This window comes from Pseudothermotoga hypogea DSM 11164 = NBRC 106472, from assembly GCF_000816145.1.
GTDB lineage: Bacteria > Thermotogota > Thermotogae > Thermotogales > DSM-5069 > Pseudothermotoga_A > Pseudothermotoga_A hypogea.
Window position 1 is genome coordinate 452970 of sequence record NZ_CP007141.1, and the last position, 17603, is coordinate 470572.

18 protein-coding genes are annotated in these 17603 nt (G+C 50.3%); 9 read left to right on the plus strand and 9 right to left on the minus strand.

Translation table 11 applies throughout. The annotated features are described in order from the left end of the window. Positions 1–9 precede the first annotated feature (9 nt). The 5 genes from AJ81_RS02400 to AJ81_RS02420 form a co-directional block, all read right to left on the minus strand. Entirely contained in the window at positions 10–720 is a 711-nt protein-coding gene (locus AJ81_RS02400; protein WP_081708942.1) for an ABC transporter ATP-binding protein, read from the minus strand. Beyond that, positions 704–1411 carry an ABC transporter ATP-binding protein gene (locus AJ81_RS02405; RefSeq protein WP_197536844.1) on the minus strand — a complete coding sequence of 236 codons (708 nt, stop codon included), beginning with the start codon at positions 1409–1411 and terminating at the stop codon, positions 704–706. The genes AJ81_RS02400 and AJ81_RS02405 overlap by 17 nt, the downstream gene beginning before the upstream one ends. After that, positions 1398–2309: a branched-chain amino acid ABC transporter permease gene (locus tag AJ81_RS02410; RefSeq protein ID WP_051368810.1), complete on the minus strand. Its 912-nt coding sequence runs from the start codon at positions 2307–2309 to the stop codon at positions 1398–1400. The genes AJ81_RS02405 and AJ81_RS02410 overlap by 14 nt, the downstream gene beginning before the upstream one ends. Beyond that, positions 2306–3163 carry a branched-chain amino acid ABC transporter permease gene (locus tag AJ81_RS02415; RefSeq protein ID WP_157724352.1) on the minus strand — a complete coding sequence of 286 codons (858 nt, stop codon included), beginning with the start codon at positions 3161–3163 and terminating at the stop codon, positions 2306–2308. The genes AJ81_RS02410 and AJ81_RS02415 overlap by 4 nt, the downstream gene beginning before the upstream one ends. Positions 3164–3226: 63 nt before the next feature. Beyond that, positions 3227–4369: an ABC transporter substrate-binding protein gene (locus tag AJ81_RS02420; RefSeq protein ID WP_157724353.1), complete on the minus strand. Its 1143-nt coding sequence runs from the start codon at positions 4367–4369 to the stop codon at positions 3227–3229. A gap of 157 nt (positions 4370–4526) precedes the next feature. Between AJ81_RS02420 and AJ81_RS02425 the strand changes: the two genes are divergently transcribed. Both AJ81_RS02425 and AJ81_RS02430 read left to right on the plus strand, forming a co-directional pair. After that, entirely contained in the window at positions 4527–5369 is an 843-nt protein-coding gene (locus tag AJ81_RS02425; RefSeq protein ID WP_031503743.1) for a GGDEF domain-containing protein, read from the plus strand. Further along, positions 5338–5982 (plus strand): class II aldolase/adducin family protein, encoded by a 645-nt coding sequence (locus AJ81_RS02430; protein ID WP_031503745.1) that lies wholly within the window; start codon positions 5338–5340, stop codon positions 5980–5982. Before AJ81_RS02425 ends, AJ81_RS02430 begins: the two co-directional genes overlap by 32 nt. On the opposite strand, the gene AJ81_RS02435 is transcribed toward AJ81_RS02430, so the two are convergent. The 3 genes from AJ81_RS02435 to proC are packed head-to-tail and all read right to left on the minus strand — an operon-like array spanning position 5954 to position 8083. Beyond that, complete coding sequence (locus AJ81_RS02435; RefSeq protein ID WP_051368808.1) at positions 5954–6802, minus strand: metallophosphoesterase family protein; 849 nt, start codon at positions 6800–6802, stop codon at positions 5954–5956. The genes AJ81_RS02430 and AJ81_RS02435 overlap by 29 nt on opposite strands. Then, a complete protein-coding gene (locus AJ81_RS02440) occupies positions 6799–7269 on the minus strand; it encodes a hypothetical protein (RefSeq protein WP_051368807.1) in 471 nt (156 codons plus the stop codon). Before AJ81_RS02440 ends, AJ81_RS02435 begins: the two co-directional genes overlap by 4 nt. A gap of 4 nt (positions 7270–7273) precedes the next feature. Beyond that, positions 7274–8083 (minus strand): pyrroline-5-carboxylate reductase, encoded by an 810-nt coding sequence (gene proC, locus AJ81_RS02445; protein WP_031503750.1) that lies wholly within the window; start codon positions 8081–8083, stop codon positions 7274–7276. Between the two features lie 101 nt (positions 8084–8184). On the opposite strand from proC, the gene AJ81_RS02450 reads away from it, so the two are divergent. The 7 genes from AJ81_RS02450 to AJ81_RS02480 are packed head-to-tail and all read left to right on the plus strand — an operon-like array spanning position 8185 to position 16382. Further along, positions 8185–9171, plus strand: coding sequence for a Bug family tripartite tricarboxylate transporter substrate binding protein (locus AJ81_RS02450; RefSeq protein WP_031503752.1), 987 nt, complete (start codon positions 8185–8187; stop codon positions 9169–9171). A 46-nt stretch (positions 9172–9217) separates the two neighbouring features. Then, complete coding sequence (locus tag AJ81_RS02455) at positions 9218–9658, plus strand: tripartite tricarboxylate transporter TctB family protein (RefSeq protein ID WP_031503753.1); 441 nt, start codon at positions 9218–9220, stop codon at positions 9656–9658. Positions 9659–9673: 15 nt separating this feature from the next. After that, a complete protein-coding gene (locus tag AJ81_RS02460) occupies positions 9674–11170 on the plus strand; it encodes a tripartite tricarboxylate transporter permease (protein ID WP_031503754.1) in 1497 nt (498 codons plus the stop codon). After that, the gene (locus AJ81_RS02465; RefSeq protein ID WP_031503756.1) at positions 11167–12348 is read left to right on the plus strand and encodes a Gfo/Idh/MocA family protein; all 1182 of its coding nucleotides are present in this window, start codon (positions 11167–11169) and stop codon (positions 12346–12348) included. The genes AJ81_RS02460 and AJ81_RS02465 overlap by 4 nt, the downstream gene beginning before the upstream one ends. Positions 12349–12358: 10 nt before the next feature. After that, positions 12359–13519 (plus strand): 4Fe-4S binding protein, encoded by a 1161-nt coding sequence (locus tag AJ81_RS02470; protein WP_031503759.1) that lies wholly within the window; start codon positions 12359–12361, stop codon positions 13517–13519. Further along, complete coding sequence (locus tag AJ81_RS02475; protein WP_031503760.1) at positions 13516–15285, plus strand: FAD-binding protein; 1770 nt, start codon at positions 13516–13518, stop codon at positions 15283–15285. The genes AJ81_RS02470 and AJ81_RS02475 overlap by 4 nt, the downstream gene beginning before the upstream one ends. Positions 15286–15290: 5 nt before the next feature. Then, on the plus strand, positions 15291–16382 hold the full coding sequence (locus tag AJ81_RS02480) for a zinc-binding dehydrogenase (RefSeq protein WP_031503761.1): 1092 nt from the start codon (positions 15291–15293) through the stop codon (positions 16380–16382). A 62-nt stretch (positions 16383–16444) separates the two neighbouring features. On the opposite strand, the gene AJ81_RS02485 is transcribed toward AJ81_RS02480, so the two are convergent. Then, the gene (locus AJ81_RS02485) at positions 16445–17599 is read right to left on the minus strand and encodes a hypothetical protein (RefSeq protein WP_031503763.1); all 1155 of its coding nucleotides are present in this window, start codon (positions 17597–17599) and stop codon (positions 16445–16447) included. Positions 17600–17603 lie beyond the last annotated feature (4 nt).

Sequence of the window (17603 nt, forward strand, 5' to 3'; positions counted from 1 at the left end):
TCCACCTCCTCAAACTCCCAGATACGCTCTTTTGATCTCCTCGCTGTCCAGTAGATCCTGTGGCTTTCCTTCAAGGACTATCGAACCGTTCTGCATCACGCACACCTTGTCTGCCACCTGAAGTGCCTTTTTCGTGTTCTGCTCTGCCAAGAGCATGGTCAGTTTCTCTCGCTTCAACCTCTCGATGACTTTGAACATCTCGGTCACGAGCCGTGGCATCAGACCGAGAGAAACCTCGTCCATGATGAGAAGTTTCACAGGTCCAACCAACGCTCTGGCGATCGCGAGCATCTGCTTTTCCCCACCGCTCAGGGTCTTCGCAGGTTGCTTTTTCCTCTCCGCCAGCCTCGGAAAGAGCTCGAACACCCATTCCATCTTTCTCTTCATTTCAGCTTTATCGATGTTCATCGCTGCGACCTCGAGGTTCTCCATAACGCTCATATCGGCAAAGGGTCGTGCACCCTCTGGCACTATAACGATACCCATACGAGCACGCTTCCAAGGTTCTAAGTGCGTGATGTCGACGCCATCGAAGACTATCCTGCCAGAGTGTACCTTCACAAGTCCCATTATCGCGTTCAAGACCGATGTTTTACCGGCTCCATTCGCCCCCACGATCGCCAGAAGCTCGCCCTCGTTCAGTGAAAAACTGACACCGTTGACCGCCGCGATCTTACCGTAACGAACGCAGAGTTTTTCCACTTCAAGCAACTTCCTCACTCCCAAGGTAAGCCTCTATGACTTTCGGATCCTTTGTGACCTCTTCAGGTGTTCCTTCGGCGATCTTCACGCCGTAGTCGAGAACCGTTATTCTCTGGGCAACCTTCACGGTGAAGTGCATGTCGTGTTCTATGAACAGGATCGTCACTCCGGATTGATTTATCTTCTTCACCACGTCGATCATTTCTTGAGTTTCGAGATCGTTCAAACCTGACACGGGTTCATCCAGAAGTAAGAGCTTCGGTTTCACAGCGAGAGCCCGTGCAATTTCCACTTTTCTCTGCAGTCCCAGCGGTAAGGTACCTGCAGCCGCGAACGCGTACTTTTCTATTCCAAGCATTTCTATTATTCTCCAGGCCTGCCGTATGTACTCTCTTTCGAAAGGCGAACGGAGGAAGGCATCCATGTTCGGATAGATATCCACGCCAAGACCTGCCAGAACGTTTTCCAGGACACTCAGGCTGGCAAAAACCTTCACGATCTGAAAAGTTCTTCCCAGACCAATTTTTGTGATCTTGCTCGGTCTCATACCGACAATGTTTTTCCCGTCGAATACGACGCTACCTGAATCCGGTCTCAAAAAACCGTTTATTATGTTGAAAAGTGTCGTCTTTCCCGCCCCATTCGGTCCTATGATCGCCCTGATCTCGCCGGCATCGACGTCGAACGAGACATCTTTAAGTGCTTGCAATCCTCCGAATCTTTTCGACACGTTTCTTACCGAGAGGAGTGTCACCGAACATCAACCCCTTTATGCTCCCGACTATTCCTTTCGGCATGAAGAACATCGTGAAGACTATGATCAAACCGTAGATCAACATTCTGTAGTCCCTGGCGAACCTCAGCACCTCAGGCAGAACAGTGACTATGACTGCACCGATCATCGGTCCAACGAGCGTTCCAACTCCACCGATGACTACCATGGTCAGAATACCTATAGACACGGGAAAAGAGAAATTATCTGGAAAGACCACAGTCATGTAGTGTGCCCAGAGGTTGCCTGCCAGCCCCGCTAAAAGACCTGCTATCGCGAAAGCGTACATCTTGTACCTCGGCGAGCTAACACCCACAGATTCGGCAGCGTCTTCGTCTTCTCTCAGAGCATCGAATCCAAGTTTCGAATAAGTGTTGGAAAGATACTTCACAAAGAACACGACCACGAGCGTCCATACGAGCACGTAGAGTGCATATTCCTTCGTGGTGAAAGCGTGACCGAACAGACTCGGTCTGGGCAAACCCAAGATACCGTAAGGTCCACCGAAGAACTGCACGTAGTTGAAAATCGATACAACGACGAAGTTGACCCCGATCGTTGCCAGAACCAGGAAATCTTCTTTCACCCTGAGTGCTGGCAGACCAAGGAGCAGTCCAACCAAGCCACTTATCAGCACTGACAACAACAGAGCGGGCCAGTAACCCATGCCGAGCTTAACGGTGAGAACCGCTGAAGTGTAGGCTCCAATGCCAAAGAATGCTGCATGTCCCAAAGAAACTTGACCCGCATAGCCGGTCAGGATGTTCAGACTCAGCGCGAGTATCATGTTTATCATGGTGAAAACCGAAACCGTCAAGAAATAGTCCAGGCTCATCTTCGCACCTTCCCGAACAAGCCTTCAGGCTTGAACATCAGTAGCAAGATCATCGTTAGAAACGCGATCGCATCCCTGGGCAAGAGAAAGCCAAAGTAATAAACAACGAAGGTTTCCACCAATGCGAGAATGTAGCTGGCGAGCACCGCACCCTTGATACTCCCGAAACCACCGAGCACAACCACAACGAAGGCTTTGTAAGATGGAACACTACCCATCGTTGGATAAACCGTGTTGTCGTAAAGTCCTACCAGAATTCCACCCAGAGCTGCAAGGGACGAACCGATCAGGAATGCGAACGTCACACTCCTGTCCGTGTTTATACCAAATGCCCCAGCGAGGCTGAGATCGTTCGAACACGCCCTGAGAGATTTTCCAAGCTTCGTCCTCATCAACAATAGATAGAGCAACACGATGACAACGGCTGTGACGATGAGCATCAGGACGCCTTTGGAACTGAGATACAGCGTTGGGCTCATCACATCCGGTAAACCGATGTAGGCATCGAAGGGACGTTTGTACGGTCCCCATATGAGTCTGTAGAGATCTTCAAGCGTTGCGAACAAACCCACACTCATCACGAGGGGAACGATACGTCCCCTATCCAAGACATGCTTGTAGAAACCTTTGTAAATGAACGCGCCAAGCAACGAGGAAAAGATCAAAGACAGCACGATTGCAAAGACCAAGGGTAAACCAAGTTCACAAAGGTAAACCGCAAAGAGCGCTCCAAATGCATATATTCCCGCGTGTGCTATGTGGAGTATCTTCAAAATTCCGTACACGAGCGTCAGCCCAACGGCGATCATCACGTAACTGCTACCGAGGACCAAAGCGTTAACGATGTTCTGCAACACTTCGATTCCCCACCTTCTCAAGTTTGTGAGAAAGAGGATGGGGGCCGAAGCCCCCATTCTTCACGGAGTCACAATCTTTGGATCCTTAACTTCCCAGAACCAGTGGAACCTGTTGCCAAGGTATATCTGACAAGTCACGGTCCTGAGCGATTCTCTCTTTTCTGTAAAACCTCTGAATCCCGTGACGAAATCTTCCAGCTCTTCATCTCCAGCCTTGATGGTCGCCAGTGCATCTCTTATCTTAGCTGGATCGTAGCTACCAGCTATCTGGATGGCTTTCGCTGCGGCCATGACGGCGTCGAAGGCCGAAGCGGCGACCATGTCGGCGTCCAAGCCGTACCTCTTGGCGTACTCCTCGATGAACCAGCGAACGATGGGTTTCTCACTGTCTCTGTCCAAGTCAGTTGTAATGACCACACCATTTGCGGCACCAGCTTCGGCCAGTTTTGCAAACTGTGGCGAGTCGTAACCCTCCTGACCGATGATCGGGATGAAGATACCCATCTGTCTTGCTTGCGTGACGAGCCTCGCAGCCTCAGAAAAATAACCCGTCGCGTATATGACGTCTGGCCTTGCGCTTCTAATTCGTGTCAAGAGTGGCCTGAAATCCGTCTCCCCAAGGGGATACTTCTGTTCGAACACGATCTCTGCCCCGAGCTTGATAGCTTCTTCCTTGAAGCCCGCGGTGAGCGATACACCGAAATCGTTGTCAATGGTGAGTATGGCTATCTTTTTAGCACCGAGCTTTTCAACGGCAAGGTGTGCACCTGCTCTTCCTTGAACTGTGGCGAGTGTTCCCACTCTGAAGATGTACTCTCCCGTCGCCACGATGTCTGGGTGAACCGCATACGCTGCGATCATTGGAACCTTCAATTGCTGGTATATTCCAGCCGCGGCGCGCGTCATACCGCTGTAAGAACCGCTCACCACGACTGCGACTCTGTCCTGTTGCACGAGCTTGTACGCAATGCTGACTGCTTGATCTGCCTTGAAGTTGTCATCGTACCAAACCAGTTCCACAGGTTCACCCAGCACTCCTCCACGCGCGTTGATGTACTCCACGGCCAACTGCGCTCCGTGCAACGCGCTCGCACCATCCGCCGCCGCAGGACCTGTGAGTGGCGCGAAGAATCCTATCTTGACAGCGGCGAACGAAAGTAGCGAAACAACCAACAGCATAACCACGAACAGTCTCTTCACCACCAGCGATCCCTCCTTCGTTGGAAAGTCTGCTACTATTATAGAACAACAAGAAGGTAGGAAAGCAAAATCTTGGAACTGTGGTTTGATAAAATCAAAACGTGGGGTGTCTCTGAGGGTCGGGGGTGAACACATCAACAAGGTGGCTCGTTCCGGGTTTTTGAGGACCGTTCTCATCTTCTTAGTTCTAATCATCGTTTCATCTCTTGTCCTTCCAAAACGGGGTGAAGTTGACGAGATTTTGCTCTATCTGAAGCTTCTGGATTTCGGTTTCAGGGTTTTGATGGTCTACATCGTCTACGGTTATCGGTACGTTCCAATGAAAATTGGGATGTCTCTGATCAGCTTCTCTGCGCTGATAAACTTCTTGGACAGTTATCTGATATTACCGGCATCTGAACTGATCGAGACCCTGTCGAGCCTTTCTGGCTGTTTTGTTGTGGCGATCAGCTTGTTGTGGTTGTTCAAAGACTTCATAAGCGAGGAATTCCACAGACTTTTGTACACAGACTATCTCACGGGTGTGCTCAACCGTCAGACTTTCATGAAACTCGCCAGCAGAAAACTTCAATCACTCAAAGAAAATGAAACGGCGTGTCTGTTGTATCTCGATCTGGATGGATTCAAGAAAGTCAACGATGAGTTTGGCCACTCTTTCGGTGATAAGTTACTACAGGCGGCTGCCAAGAGAATCAAATCTTCGATACGATCAAGCGACCTTCTGGGTAGAATAGGAGGAGACGAGTTCGTTCTGTTTCTCGCTGGTGCCGATGTCAGGATGGCTGAAGAAGTGTTGGAAAGGATCAACGAAAAACTCAAAGAACCTTTCGGCATAGATGGGGTCAGGATCGAACTGAGCTTGAGCGCTGGTACGGCAGTTTATCCAAAGGACGGGGAGAGCCTTGAGGATCTGATCGAAGCGTCCGACAAGGCCATGTACCGAGCCAAGTCTATGAAGAGGGGGAAAGAACGTGTTCGAGGAAGCGAAGAGATCGTTGGTTGAATATGGGAGAAGATTGCTCGAATCGAACATGGTGGGTGGCACGGCGGGAAATCTGAGCGTTAGAGTCAGTGAGGAACTTTTCGCGATAACGCCCAGTGGGATGCCGTACAACGAAATCGAGTGCGATGATGTGCCCATCCTCGACATGACAGGACACGTTGTCGAGGGAAGCAGAAAACCATCCATAGAGTTCAGATTGCATCTGCAAATCTACAAGAACTTTTCAGATGTTCAAGCGATCGTGCACGCACATCCCATCTACTGTGGAGTGCTTTCGATCCTGAGATTGCCCTTGCCCGCCTTGAACGAAACGATGCTGATGTATTCTGTGTTCGTGCCCGTGAGCGAATACGCAAATTCCGGTACTGAACAGCTCGCCAGGAACGTTGTTTCAGCGATGAGACAGAGCAGAGCGGTCATAATGGCGAACCACGGTTTGGTGTGTGCAGGGGAAAGTCTTAAAGAAGCCTTCGACATGTGTGAAACGATAGAGAGAACTGCGAAGATGTACGTTTTGGCACTATCAACAGGCAAAACGATCTTTACGATCGATGAAAAGGATGCACTCGAGGCGATGGAGTTTCTCAGAAAGAACTACGGACAGAGATCGTGAAAGAATCAATGATCTTGCCGTCTATGGAGATCGCCTCACACTCGATCCGATCTTCCTCGAGCCTGACCTTCACGAAGTGATGAACCACTGCGCTCACCAAGAGTCCTTCGATGGGGTTCACTCGATAGAGCGGTGCACCTCCCCCACCTGTCACGACATATGTCACACCGTCTCTGACTACTCTTTGGTAATTATGATCGTGTGAGCCAAAGACGAGTGGCACTTTCAACTCTCGAAGTACATCGTGGAGGGCCTGTAGGTTCTTGACCGTCTGTGTGGTACCGTGAGGTCCGCCGCTGAAGATGGGATAGTGAGAGAAGACGATGGGAATCTTGTTCGACAGGTCTACAGATCTGAGAAAACTTTCGCATCCCTTCACACCGACGTCGGGATCCAAAAAGATGAGCACGTAATTTCCCACACGAGCCCAGTAGTTGTACAAGCCGAAGTACTGTCTGTAGTACACGTCGGGTTTTTCGTGGTTGCCCTTCACGGGTTGAAAGAAAGCGTAACTCCTCAAAGGTGACGTTATTTCAAAGAAGATTTCCCATTCTTCTCTGTTGTCGCCACTGTTCACCATGTCCCCCAGATGAACCACGATGGAAGGTTTGTACCTATCCATCATCTCGACGAGCCTTCGGTGCGTTGCGTTGCCCCATCTCGAGTCTCCATACACGATCATCGTCAGAGGTAAGGTGGGTTTCTCAACGAAAATTTCTTCTCCAACGACTTTCCATCCTTCTCTGAGCAGAATCTTCGTCGATGTTTGTGCGATGATCGAGATTGTGAAGAACAGTAAGACGATGATAATTCGCTTCATTCAACTTTTCTCCTTAAACTCTTGACTAAGATTACCACGCCGAAAATTATGAGAACGATGCCAAACAACACCCTCGCCCAACTGACATGGAAAAACGTAGCCATAAAGAGGATCGCTGAAAGAACGATCAAGACTATGGAAGCGGTCAAGAGTCCTTTCGATTTCTTCACCAGATAAGCTTGAAACAGTCCAAATCCAGGTGCAAGCACGAACGCTGGCCACAGATAGTTCATCTTATCGTAGCCGAAGATGTTACAGACCAACAGCACTGAGCCTATCACGAGAAGGATCCCAGCTGGTACGAAACTACCGGCACCTCTGCCGAGAACGCCGAACTCGAAGAGGAGACCAAGAAGAATCAAGAAAATCGACCAAAAATAATTCGCACTGAGTTTCGTCAACAGAACGACTCCAAGAATGGTGAAAACGATTCCGAAAAGAAGACCGACCCTCTTCGCGTTCGCCACGAGTTCACCCCCCAAATTGGTCGTTGAGTTCCTTTCTCAATTGTAACGCACGCAAGTACGTTTCCTGAATGGTCTTCATCAGAGCGCCTCTAACACCTTCTCTTTCCATCCTGTAGATGCCTTCGATCGTCGTACCTGCAGGCGAGGTCACGACATGTCTGAACTCGCCGGGGTGGTTGTCAAGCTTCAACAAAAGTTCCGCAGAACCTGCCATCGTCTCGAGCACCATCAAACGAGACTTTTCGTACGATAATCCCATTCTTATACCAGCATCTATCAAAGCTTCCACGATGACAAAGATGAACGCAGGCGCACTGCCACTAAGCGCAGTCACCGCTTCCATTTGTTCTTCCTTCACTTCGACGACAGTTCCCAGACAGGATAGCAGCTTCAAGCATGTCTGCCACGTTCCATCATCGATATGGACAGATCTACAGGCACCAACCAAACCTTTTCCGATCATCGCCGGAACGTTCGGCATGATCCTGACGATCCTCTTCGCGCCGGTCCTTTTGGAGATCCTTTCGATGCTCACTGCGGTCATCGTGCTGATCAACATCTTGTCCTCCACTTTACCCAGCTCAGCAAACATCCGCTCGCTGTCCTGAGGTTTGACACACAAGAAGATGACATCGCACAACGTGCCCATCTGACTCGTACTCGCCACGGAATAACCTTTTTCAATGAAAGATCTGAGCTTTTCACTGGTTCTGTTGCTCAGAAACACTTGTCTGGGTTCAAACAGTCCCGATTCGACCAATCTGTTCGCGATGATTCCACCTATGTTTCCGACTCCCACCACACCGACTTTCAACGTCCCACCTCCATGTTTCCTAAAAGTTTATCACATTGAAGAGCACTAAAATTTGTTGTAGAATGTTGACAGTAGATTTCATTTCGAAAGGAGGGGTCAGCATGAGAAAGTTGTTGGTGGCTCTGATCGCGGTTCTTGCCGTAATTTCGTTCGCCCAATGGAAACCCGCAAAGTCTATCACCGTAATCGTTCCTTGGGCTGCCGGTGGCTCGACCGATCAAGTCACGAGAATGATCACGTCCCAGATGGAACCGTTGCTCGGAAGAAAGTTCATCATCGTCAACACACCCGGTGGTGCCGGTTCGATCGGAACGTTGAACGCATGGCAGGCTCCACACGATGGCTATACTTGGACAGCGAACGCAACACTTGACATCACCAAGTACGCCGTGCTCGGTTACATGAACGTCACACACAGGGACTGGACGTACTTTTTGTGCGCGGAGGCACCGAACGTGGTCGTCGTGAATCCCAACACACCTTACAAAACCATCGAAGATCTGGTCAAAGCGATGAGGGAGAATCCAGAGATACCTTTGAGTTCCGCAGGCACTGGTAGCGGTGGACACGTAGCTCTCGAGATATTTGCAGAGCATCTGAAACTGAAGTACAAACATGTTCCGTACGCAGGTGGAGCTCCCGCAACGACTGCCGTGGTGAGTGGCGAAGTTGTTGGAAACATGCAGTTCATCCACGAAGTGGCGGACATGGCCAGAGCTGGAAAACTCAGAATCCTGTGCACACTCGCATCAGAACCTATCAACCTGCAAGGTTACGGTGAAGTTCCATCGATAAGACAGTGGTATCCCGACTTCCCTGACGTGCGTTTCCACTTCGGCTTGATCATCCCGAAGGACGTTCCTGAAGAAGTGTTGAAGACCGTTGCAGAGGTGTTTGAGAAGGCTGCGAACACAGATGCTTACAAAGAATGGGCACTCAAACAGGGGCTCAGACCCGTCTGCTACTGCGGCAAAGAGGCAGAAGACATCGTTGAACAAGTTGCAAGAAGGGTTACTTGGCTGCTTTACGATCGAGGCATCGCAACAATATCGCCAGAGCAGTTCGGAATTCCAAGGATAGGTCAGTGAAGCTTGGGTGCCCGCTCTTGCGGGCACCTCTTTGGAGGCCCACGCGATGAAGGACAGAATTTCTGCTTCGGTCTTCATATTCCTTGGGATTTTCTTTTTGATCGGCGCATTGAAAATGCCGAGGATCACCGAGTACGGTAAGTATGGTGCCCCGGGGATCGTACCTGCGTTCTTCTCGATCATGGTCATTCTTCTGTGTTTCTTCATGCTCGTTCGAAAACAAAAAGTGAGCCCCGATATCTCTTCCAAGTCTGCGGAAGTGAAACGCGCGGAGAACAGAAGGCTCTTGCTCGCGTCTGCGATGTTCTTAGCTTACGTGTTTTTGCTTGGAAAGATAAACTTCGTCGTACTGACATCGATCTTTTTGAGTGCGGCCTCAATGGTGTTCTTGAGAAAGAGATTCGTGCTGACAGCTGCAGTTTCACTGGCTGTCACGTTGGGTATATATTATCTTTTCTCCAGAGTTTTTCTGCTCCCTCTCCCATGAAAGGGGTCTTGAAGCATGTACACAACGAAGGTCTTCTTCGAGTCCATGATCTCTACACTTTCGAACCCGCTTCTTCTGTTTCATCTGTCTTGGTCCACACTCCTTGGAATCTTGGTTGGAATCCTACCAGGTTTGACGGCCACGCTCGGTGTGGCGATACTGACCACGCTCACGTTCGGTTTCCCACCAGAGGTTGCAATACCGATGCTTTTGTGCGTGTACGTCGGTGCGATATACGGTGGTAGTAGAACAGCCATCGTATTGAACATACCCGGAACACCGGCGAATGCGGCCACGACGGTGGATGGATTTCCACTGGCTCGTTCTGGTATGGCGGGCTTCGCACTGAACGTGGCCACGATCATGAGTGGTATAGGCTCGATCATAGGTGCGATCTTCATCGTTTCGTTGGCTCCAGCACTCGGTGCCCTCGCGCTGAAGTTCGGTTCTTGGGAGTTCGCGATCCTCGCGATCTTCGGAACGATCATCGCTGGGAGCTTGACCGCTCCGAAAGACCCGTTGAAGGGATGGATCGCTGGTTTTCTTGGTCTCATGATCGCGATGATAGGTTTGGACGAGATCGTTTCTTTCCCACGTTACACCTTCGGGAATATTCAACTGTACGGTGGTATTTCACTCTTGCCCGTGCTCGTTGGTGTCTACGGGGTTCCAGAGATATTGACCAGCCTCAAGCGCGTGACGAAAGCAGAGGTAGTTTTGGATTTCTCAAAGAGTGAACGGAAGCTTTCTTATCTGGAGACCATAAAGAAGAACGCGCTGAATCTTGTGAGATCTGGCATCATAGGCGTTTTCATAGGTGTCATACCCGGCGTGGGTGAGGACGTTGCCGCGTGGGTTGCCTACGATGCGGCAAAACGCATGAGCAAGGAACCTGAAATGTTTGGAAAAGGTTCCATAGAAGGGCTCACGGCTGCAGAGACTGCGAACAACGCCTGCGTTGGTGGGGCCATAATACCCGTGCTCACGCTCGCCGTACCGGGTAGTGCGCCAGCGGCGGTGCTTTTGGCTGCGATGTGGATACACGGCATAAAGGCTGGCCCGCTACTTCCCATTCAGCATCCCGAGATGATAGGATACGTCGCGGGATCTTTCGTAATTGCCACAATCCTCATGGTCGTCTTTGGCTTGCTCGTGACGAGACTGTTTTTGAAGATCCTTCTGGTTCCGACAGAGATACTCATGCCCATAATATTTGTCCTATGCGTCGTGGGTACCTACGTTTTGAACGGAAGGCTTTTCGACGTGTGGGTCATGCTGTTGTTTGGACTGCTGGGATATTTCATGAGGATCAACGACTTTCCTGCGGCACCCTTCGTTCTCGGATTCATCCTTGGACCCATGGCCGACACGAACATCAGAAGGGCGTTGATGCTCAAGAACGGTGATATATCTCCATTCTTCACCAGACCCATTTCTCTCGTTCTCATCGTCGCGATCGTGCTGATCGTTCTTTCGAAGTACTTACCGAAGAAGAGAGGTGAAAAACGATGAAGAAGATCAGAGTTGGTATCGTTGGTGCAGGTTTCGTGTCTCACATACACATCGCCGCCTACAGGGAGAACAGAGAGTACTTCGAAGTGTTGGGTGTTTGTGCTGCACACAAGCAGAGCGCGGAAAGGCTCGCACGTCAATACGGCATCGAGAAGGTCTTCGACGATTTTGAGCAACTCGCAAGCTGTGAACAGATAGATGTCGTGGACGTTTGTGTTCCAACCAACGTTCATGACGATGTGATACTGACGGCGTGCAAGTATAAAAAACACATCATATGCGAAAAGCCTTTGACTGGCTATTTCGGTGAAGACATGCCAGAGTTTGAGCGCGTGGGTGACATCAGCAAGGAACACATGTACCAAAAGCTTCTCGAGAAGCTCGAAAGGATAGAAGAAGCCGTCACTTTGAGCGGTACGAAGTTCATGTATGCGGAAAACTTCGTCTACGCACCCGCCGTAACGAAGGCTAAGAGACTGATCGCAGCCTCCAACGCTCCCATTTTGGAACTGAGAGCCGAAGAGAGCCATTCTGGCTCACACGCGGCCTATTCGAGAAGATGGCGGACCGCCGGCGGTGGGAGTTTGCTACGCATGGGCTCGCACCCCGTGGGTGCCGTCATACACATGAAACACTTCGAGGGAAGACTGCGCTATGGGAAACCCATACGCGTCAAGTCAGTTTTTGCCGAGACTGCAAGTTTGACCAAGCTTGATTCTGTCAAACAGTTCGGCAAAGCGAGCATGGTCACGGATTGGTTCGATGTCGAAGACTGGTCCTGTGCGGTTTTGACCTTCGAAGATGGTTCAAAGGCGATCGTGATCTCCAACGACGTTAGCCTTGGTGGTGTGAAAAACTTGCTTCAGATAAACACTGCAAGCGGCATGATCTACTGCAACATGACTCCCAACAACATGATGTTGGCTTACACACCTAATCCTGAAACCTGGAAAGACGAATACATAGCCGAGAAGATAGAGACCAAGGCGGGTTGGACCTTCCCCTCTCCCGATGAAGATTGGGTCAGAGGTTATCCACAAGAGATGAGAGATTTCGCGATGTGCCTTTTGGAAAACAAGATGCCCGAATCTGACTTCGAACTGGCGAAAGAAACGGTGAAGGTGATCTACGCTGCGTACTTGTCGGCGGAGAAAGGCGTGAGGGTCGATCTACTGTGAGGTGAACGGAATGGATCTATCATGCGAATACGCGGGGCTGAAGCTGAAGAATCCCATCGTCGTGGCTTCTTCTGGTTTGACGGAGAATCTGAAAAACATGAAGAAAGCCGAAGAACACGGTGCTGCGTGCGTCGTGGTCAAATCTTTGTTCGAAGAAGAAGTGTGCAGGATTTCTCCCACACCGAGGTTTGAAATCATAGAGCGAAGGATGGGAAAGCTGAGATCACACACGTTCTACTCCTTCGAGCAGGCGAGCAACTTCGATGAACGCGAGTACTTCGAAGAGATTCGAAAGGCAGTGAACGTGCTTTCGATTCCCGTTATTCCCAGCGTAAACTGCATCAGCGATGAGGGCTGGAGGAAATACGCGAGGATGGCGGAAGAATCTGGTGCACCAGCGCTGGAGCTGAACGTGTCTTGCCCACACGGTTCGATATCCTTCAGGGGTGGAGATGTTGAGGAGAAGATATTGAACGTCGCCCGCGTGGTTCGCGACACGGTCAAGATACCGATCATCGTGAAGTTGCCCATGCAACTCTCCTCTCCCATCTCTATGGCAGGTATGCTGGAGAGAATCGGTGTGAACGGTGTGGTGATGTTCAACCGTCTCACGGGACTCGACATAGACGTCGAGAACGAAAAGCCTATCATGCACGGCGGTTATGCGGGTCACGGAGGTCCTTGGTCGTTCAACGCGGTGCTCAGATGGGTCGCGGCGAGCAGTCCTCATCTGAACATCTCGATCGCTGCCTCTGGTGGTGTGGGAAGTGGTATCGACGTGGCAAAGTTCATCTACGCTGGTGCAGATGTGGTCGAAGTGTGCAGTCTCATCTATCTGATGGGTTACGAAGCCATAGAGATGATATTGAAAGAACTTCAGCAGTTCATGGAGCAAAAATCTTACAAATCCTTGGACGAGTTCAGGGGCAAAGTGAGTGGACCCAAAATCCTGAGCAACGAACAGATCGACAGAAGGCACATATACGTCGCCAAGATCGATCCAAAGCTCTGCAGTATGTGCGATATTTGCAGAAAAGTGTGCATCTACGATGCACCTTACAAATCTGAAAAAACGTACGTGATTGGCAACACATGCGATGGCTGTGGTCTTTGCGTGAAGTTGTGTCCAACCAAGGCGATTGACCTCGTTTCGAGGGGGAAGGAAGGATGAAAAAGTTCTTCGCGGACGTTGCCGTGATAGGTGGTGGGGGTGCGGGGCTCCGTGCCGCGATCGCCGCTAAAGAAAAAGTACCTTCGTTGAAAGTTTTACTTTTGAGCAAGAAGCCTCTCGGTGTTGGTGGCACAACGGCGATCGCCTGTTCGGACAGAATGGCTTTCCACGCAACATTACCTTACACACTTCCCGAGAAGGACAATTGGCGTCACCACGCGATGGACATATACAGAATAGGTGGTGAAGTCTCAGATTACAACTTGGCGGAGATCTTGGCTCGAGAGAGTGCAGACGCGCTGGAGTACCTTTTGAATTTGAATGTTCCCTTCGTGAAAACGAAGGACGGCAAAGTAGATCAGTTCTTGACGGATGGATCGATTTACCCGAGGGCTTGCTACGTTGGACCTGAGACCGCCGTGGAGATACACAAGGCACTTTTGAGAAAATTCAAAGCTTTGAACATAGACCTTCGTGAGAACGCCATGCTGTACGACTTCATCGTCAAAGATGACAGAGTCATCGCAGCGAAGTTCGTCGATGTTGAAACGAACGAACCTTTCTGCGTGTTCGCCAAGGCCTTCGTGCTCGCCACGGGTGGTGCGGGAAGACTGTTCAAAAGAAACGTCTTTCCTTCTGAGATGACAGGAGATGGCTATGCGGCGGCGTTGAGAGCCGGTGCGGAGCTTGTGAATCTCGAATTCATGCAGATAGGTGTATGTCATCCGCACATTTTGTTCGCAAGCTCGGGTAGCATGTTCAGAAGCCTTCCAAGGATCGTGGATGAGAAAGGCGAGGAATTCATACCGAGGTACCTTTCTGAGGAAGACAGAAGACATCTCACAGAGTTACAGTTCAAAAAGGGTGCGCATTGGCCCGTCTCGTACGAATCACCCACCAGAGTGATAGACCTCGCCGTGTATGCGCACCTCGAAAAAGGGCACAGAGTTTTCTTCGACTTCATGAAGAATCCTTCCTACCTTTCACTCGAGTCCGTCCCAGAAGAAATACTCAAATGGAGCGAGAAGGTCGATTCAAAACTCTTCTCACTGCCCACACCTTACGAGAGATTGTTGAAGATAAATCCACGTGTCGTCGAATGGTTGAAGGAAAGGCATATCGATCTGTCAAAAGAGCCATTGGAAGTTCAGAACGCACTTCAACACTTTCAAGGCGGTGTCAAGATCGATGAACGCGCGCGAACATCTTTGAAGGGACTCTACGCGGCAGGTGAATGTGCAGGAGGTCAACATGGGGCGAACAGACCAGGTGGAAACTCGCTCTTGGACACGCAGGTGTTCGGGAAGATCGCAGGAGAGAACGCGGCGCTCGAAGCGATGAACAAACAGATTGCGGACGTTCCGATCGAGCAAGAGAAGTTCTTTGGCGAAGTTCCTGCGAGCGAGGCACGAAGAATCGTTGTGGACCTCATCTCGAAGCACGGTTTTTTGGTGAGGTTCGATGAAGGCCTGAAGCTCGCGCTCGGCCAGTTAGAAAAACTTCAAGAACAAGGCGTTGCGCAGGATGAAAAGGGTCTTTCCTTCTTGCTCGAAACCAGAAACATGCTGACCTTAGCCAGAGCCATCCTGTCCGCCGAACTGATTCGAAACGAGAGCAGGGGACCTCATCTAAAGTTCGAAGCCTTCGATCCACCGACGATGAATTTCGTACAGAGAAGGGAAGATTGGAACAGATACATCGTCCTTCGCCTCGTTGACGGGCAAATTCGTCACGAGATCAGAGAACCCGTGAGACCCAAGGAGTGAAGAACGTGAGATTCAAAGCGATGGTTCTTGAAGCGTTCGGAGAACCCCTTAGAATGAGAGAGTTCGAAATAAGGGAACTTGCTGAAGGTAGCGTTCTGGTGAGAACGCTCGCGAGTGGTGTCTGTGGAAGCGACGTTCACATCGCCAAAGGAGAAGATCCCAGAACACCCGTTCCCATCATTTTGGGTCACGAAGGTGTGGGAGAAGTCATCGAAGTCGTGGGAGAAAAGAAGGACATCAACGGCGAACCGATCCGTCCCAAGGACCGAATCATCTGGAACAGAGGCATCGTGTGCAAAAAATGTTACTGGTGTACCGTGGCGAAACAACGACACCTCTGTCCCAACAGGAAGGTCTACGGGATAAACATGACCTGCAAGGACTATCCTCACCTACTGGGTTGTTATTCAGAAGCGATCGTGTTGCTTCCAGAGGTTGAAGTGTTGAGGCTTTCTCACGACATCGACCCATGTACCATCGTGACAGCGTCTTGCTCTGGTGCGACCGCCATGAACGCTCTCGATTCCCTCGCAGAACCACTCGTTGGAAAGACCGTCGTGGTTCAAGGCGTTGGACCGCTGGGTATCTTCATTGCCGTGGCTGCCAAGTCCTTGGGCGCTTCGACCGTTGTGGTCATAGGTGGCTCTCTTGAGAGACTGAGCGTTGCTAAAGAATTTGTCGATGTTTCGCTCAACAGAAGAGAGCTTTCGGAAGAAGAGAGAAAAAAGAGAGTTCTCGAAATCACACACAATCGAGGTGCAGACATCGTCATCGAAGCCACTGGAGACAGTCAAGCACTGCTCGAAGGGTTCAACCTGCTCAGACGCGGAGGCACTTACTTGGTCACAGGCGTCGCCGTACCACAGCAACCAATCCCATTCTCAGTCTATGAAAACCTCGTACTCAAGGGTATCACAGTTCAAGGTGTGTGGGTCAGCGACACGAGACACTTAATTCAAGCTGTGAACATCGTGGCTTCTCGTTCAAAGGTGTTCGAAAAACTCGTCACGCACAAATTCAAGCTCGAACAAGCGAATGAAGCGCTCGAGTGTGTTGAACAAAGAAAAGCGCTGAAGGCGGTCATCTGCTTCGAATAAAAAACCGCGCAAAAAACGCGCGGATGAAATAGAAACACCCTGAAACAGGGGCGAGTGATTCTCTAAAAGTTCACGCCGAATCCAACTTTGAAGCAAGGTCTGTTCGTCGAGAAATTGTACGCCATTCCCACCAAAACGAAGAAATTCTTCGTGAAGTTGAACTTCACATCGCCTGAAATGACCATCGCAGATTCGCTGAAGATACCCAATGTGATGGTGACTTCATCGAAGCTCAGAACCATTCCGAACGACCATTCTGGGGATTTGAACGTTGCATCCTGTAAGGATATCTTTATGGGATACAGACTCGCAAAGAGTGAGAGAAAATTCGTCAGCTTCGAAACGTCTGAAAATCCCAAGGCCAAGCACAGTTCTTGCCCGTAGCTGATCTTAGCCCCTGCCCTGAGACCTTCACCACCGACGAGCTTCTCTAAACCTACCGAGAAATTCATCGACGGTATCGAAACACTCGCGCTCAAGACGATGCCCGCATCGGTCCAGAGCACGAGGTCCACTCGACCTTGAAAGTTACCATCGTAGATGAGTACACCGTAGACCTCGCTCGGTTCCCTCTCGATCTCTTCGAGGAAGATTTTCGCCATCTCGTCGAGACTAGCTGACGAATACAAGTTTTCCTGTGGCAGAGCAGAAGCAACGCTCACCTTCGCATAGAGAGCAACGTGTTGAAAACCATCATCTTTTTTGAGCGTGACGAGCCCGATCAAGGAAAAATCATCCCTGCTGATCTCCAGCTCGTTTTCAAAACGCGTTGGACCGTAGGGATCAGAGATTGAGACCTTCGTCACCACAACTCGATCAAGGATGCGCACCGGTGTCAGTTCGAACTTCAAACCTTTTCCCGTTCGAACACCCGTCAAGAGTGAAAACTCTTCACTCGCGATCGTTATCGCAGCCTTTCGGTTCACGATCGTTGACAACCACGGTCTGGTGGAAGATCTACTCTTGCTTGTCCTTTCACCAACTTCAAAGCTCATCTGGATCAACGGCAAAGCGATGTTCAGTTCCATTTGTTTTGGAAGATAGCTGAAGGAGAAGAAGCTTCCATCCTTTGGGAACTTGGCCTCGAACTCCTTCAAATTGAACTTGGTCACGAACTCTTGATTCAGTTGCACCAACTCGAACTGGTAGATGACAACCTGTGTCGCCGTGATGACAACGGCAAACAACAACGACAAGAACAGAAGGGTTCTCATCATAGGA

Excerpts from the sequence above, each read along its gene's own strand:
- AJ81_RS02410 (WP_051368810.1), bottom strand. The coding sequence starts at position 2,309 with ATGAGCCTGGACTATTTCTTGACGGTTTCGGTTTTCACCATGATAAAC.
- AJ81_RS02435 (WP_051368808.1), bottom strand. The coding sequence starts at position 6,802 with ATGAAGCGAATTATCATCGTCTTACTGTTCTTCACAATCTCGATCATC.
- AJ81_RS02450 (WP_031503752.1), top strand. The coding sequence starts at position 8,185 with ATGAGAAAGTTGTTGGTGGCTCTGATCGCGGTTCTTGCCGTAATTTCG.
- AJ81_RS02455 (WP_031503753.1), top strand. The coding sequence starts at position 9,218 with ATGAAGGACAGAATTTCTGCTTCGGTCTTCATATTCCTTGGGATTTTC.
- AJ81_RS02460 (WP_031503754.1), top strand. The coding sequence starts at position 9,674 with ATGTACACAACGAAGGTCTTCTTCGAGTCCATGATCTCTACACTTTCG.
- AJ81_RS02465 (WP_031503756.1), top strand. The coding sequence starts at position 11,167 with ATGAAGAAGATCAGAGTTGGTATCGTTGGTGCAGGTTTCGTGTCTCAC.
- AJ81_RS02470 (WP_031503759.1), top strand. The coding sequence starts at position 12,359 with ATGGATCTATCATGCGAATACGCGGGGCTGAAGCTGAAGAATCCCATC.
- AJ81_RS02475 (WP_031503760.1), top strand. The coding sequence starts at position 13,516 with ATGAAAAAGTTCTTCGCGGACGTTGCCGTGATAGGTGGTGGGGGTGCG.
- AJ81_RS02485 (WP_031503763.1), bottom strand. The coding sequence starts at position 17,599 with ATGATGAGAACCCTTCTGTTCTTGTCGTTGTTGTTTGCCGTTGTCATC.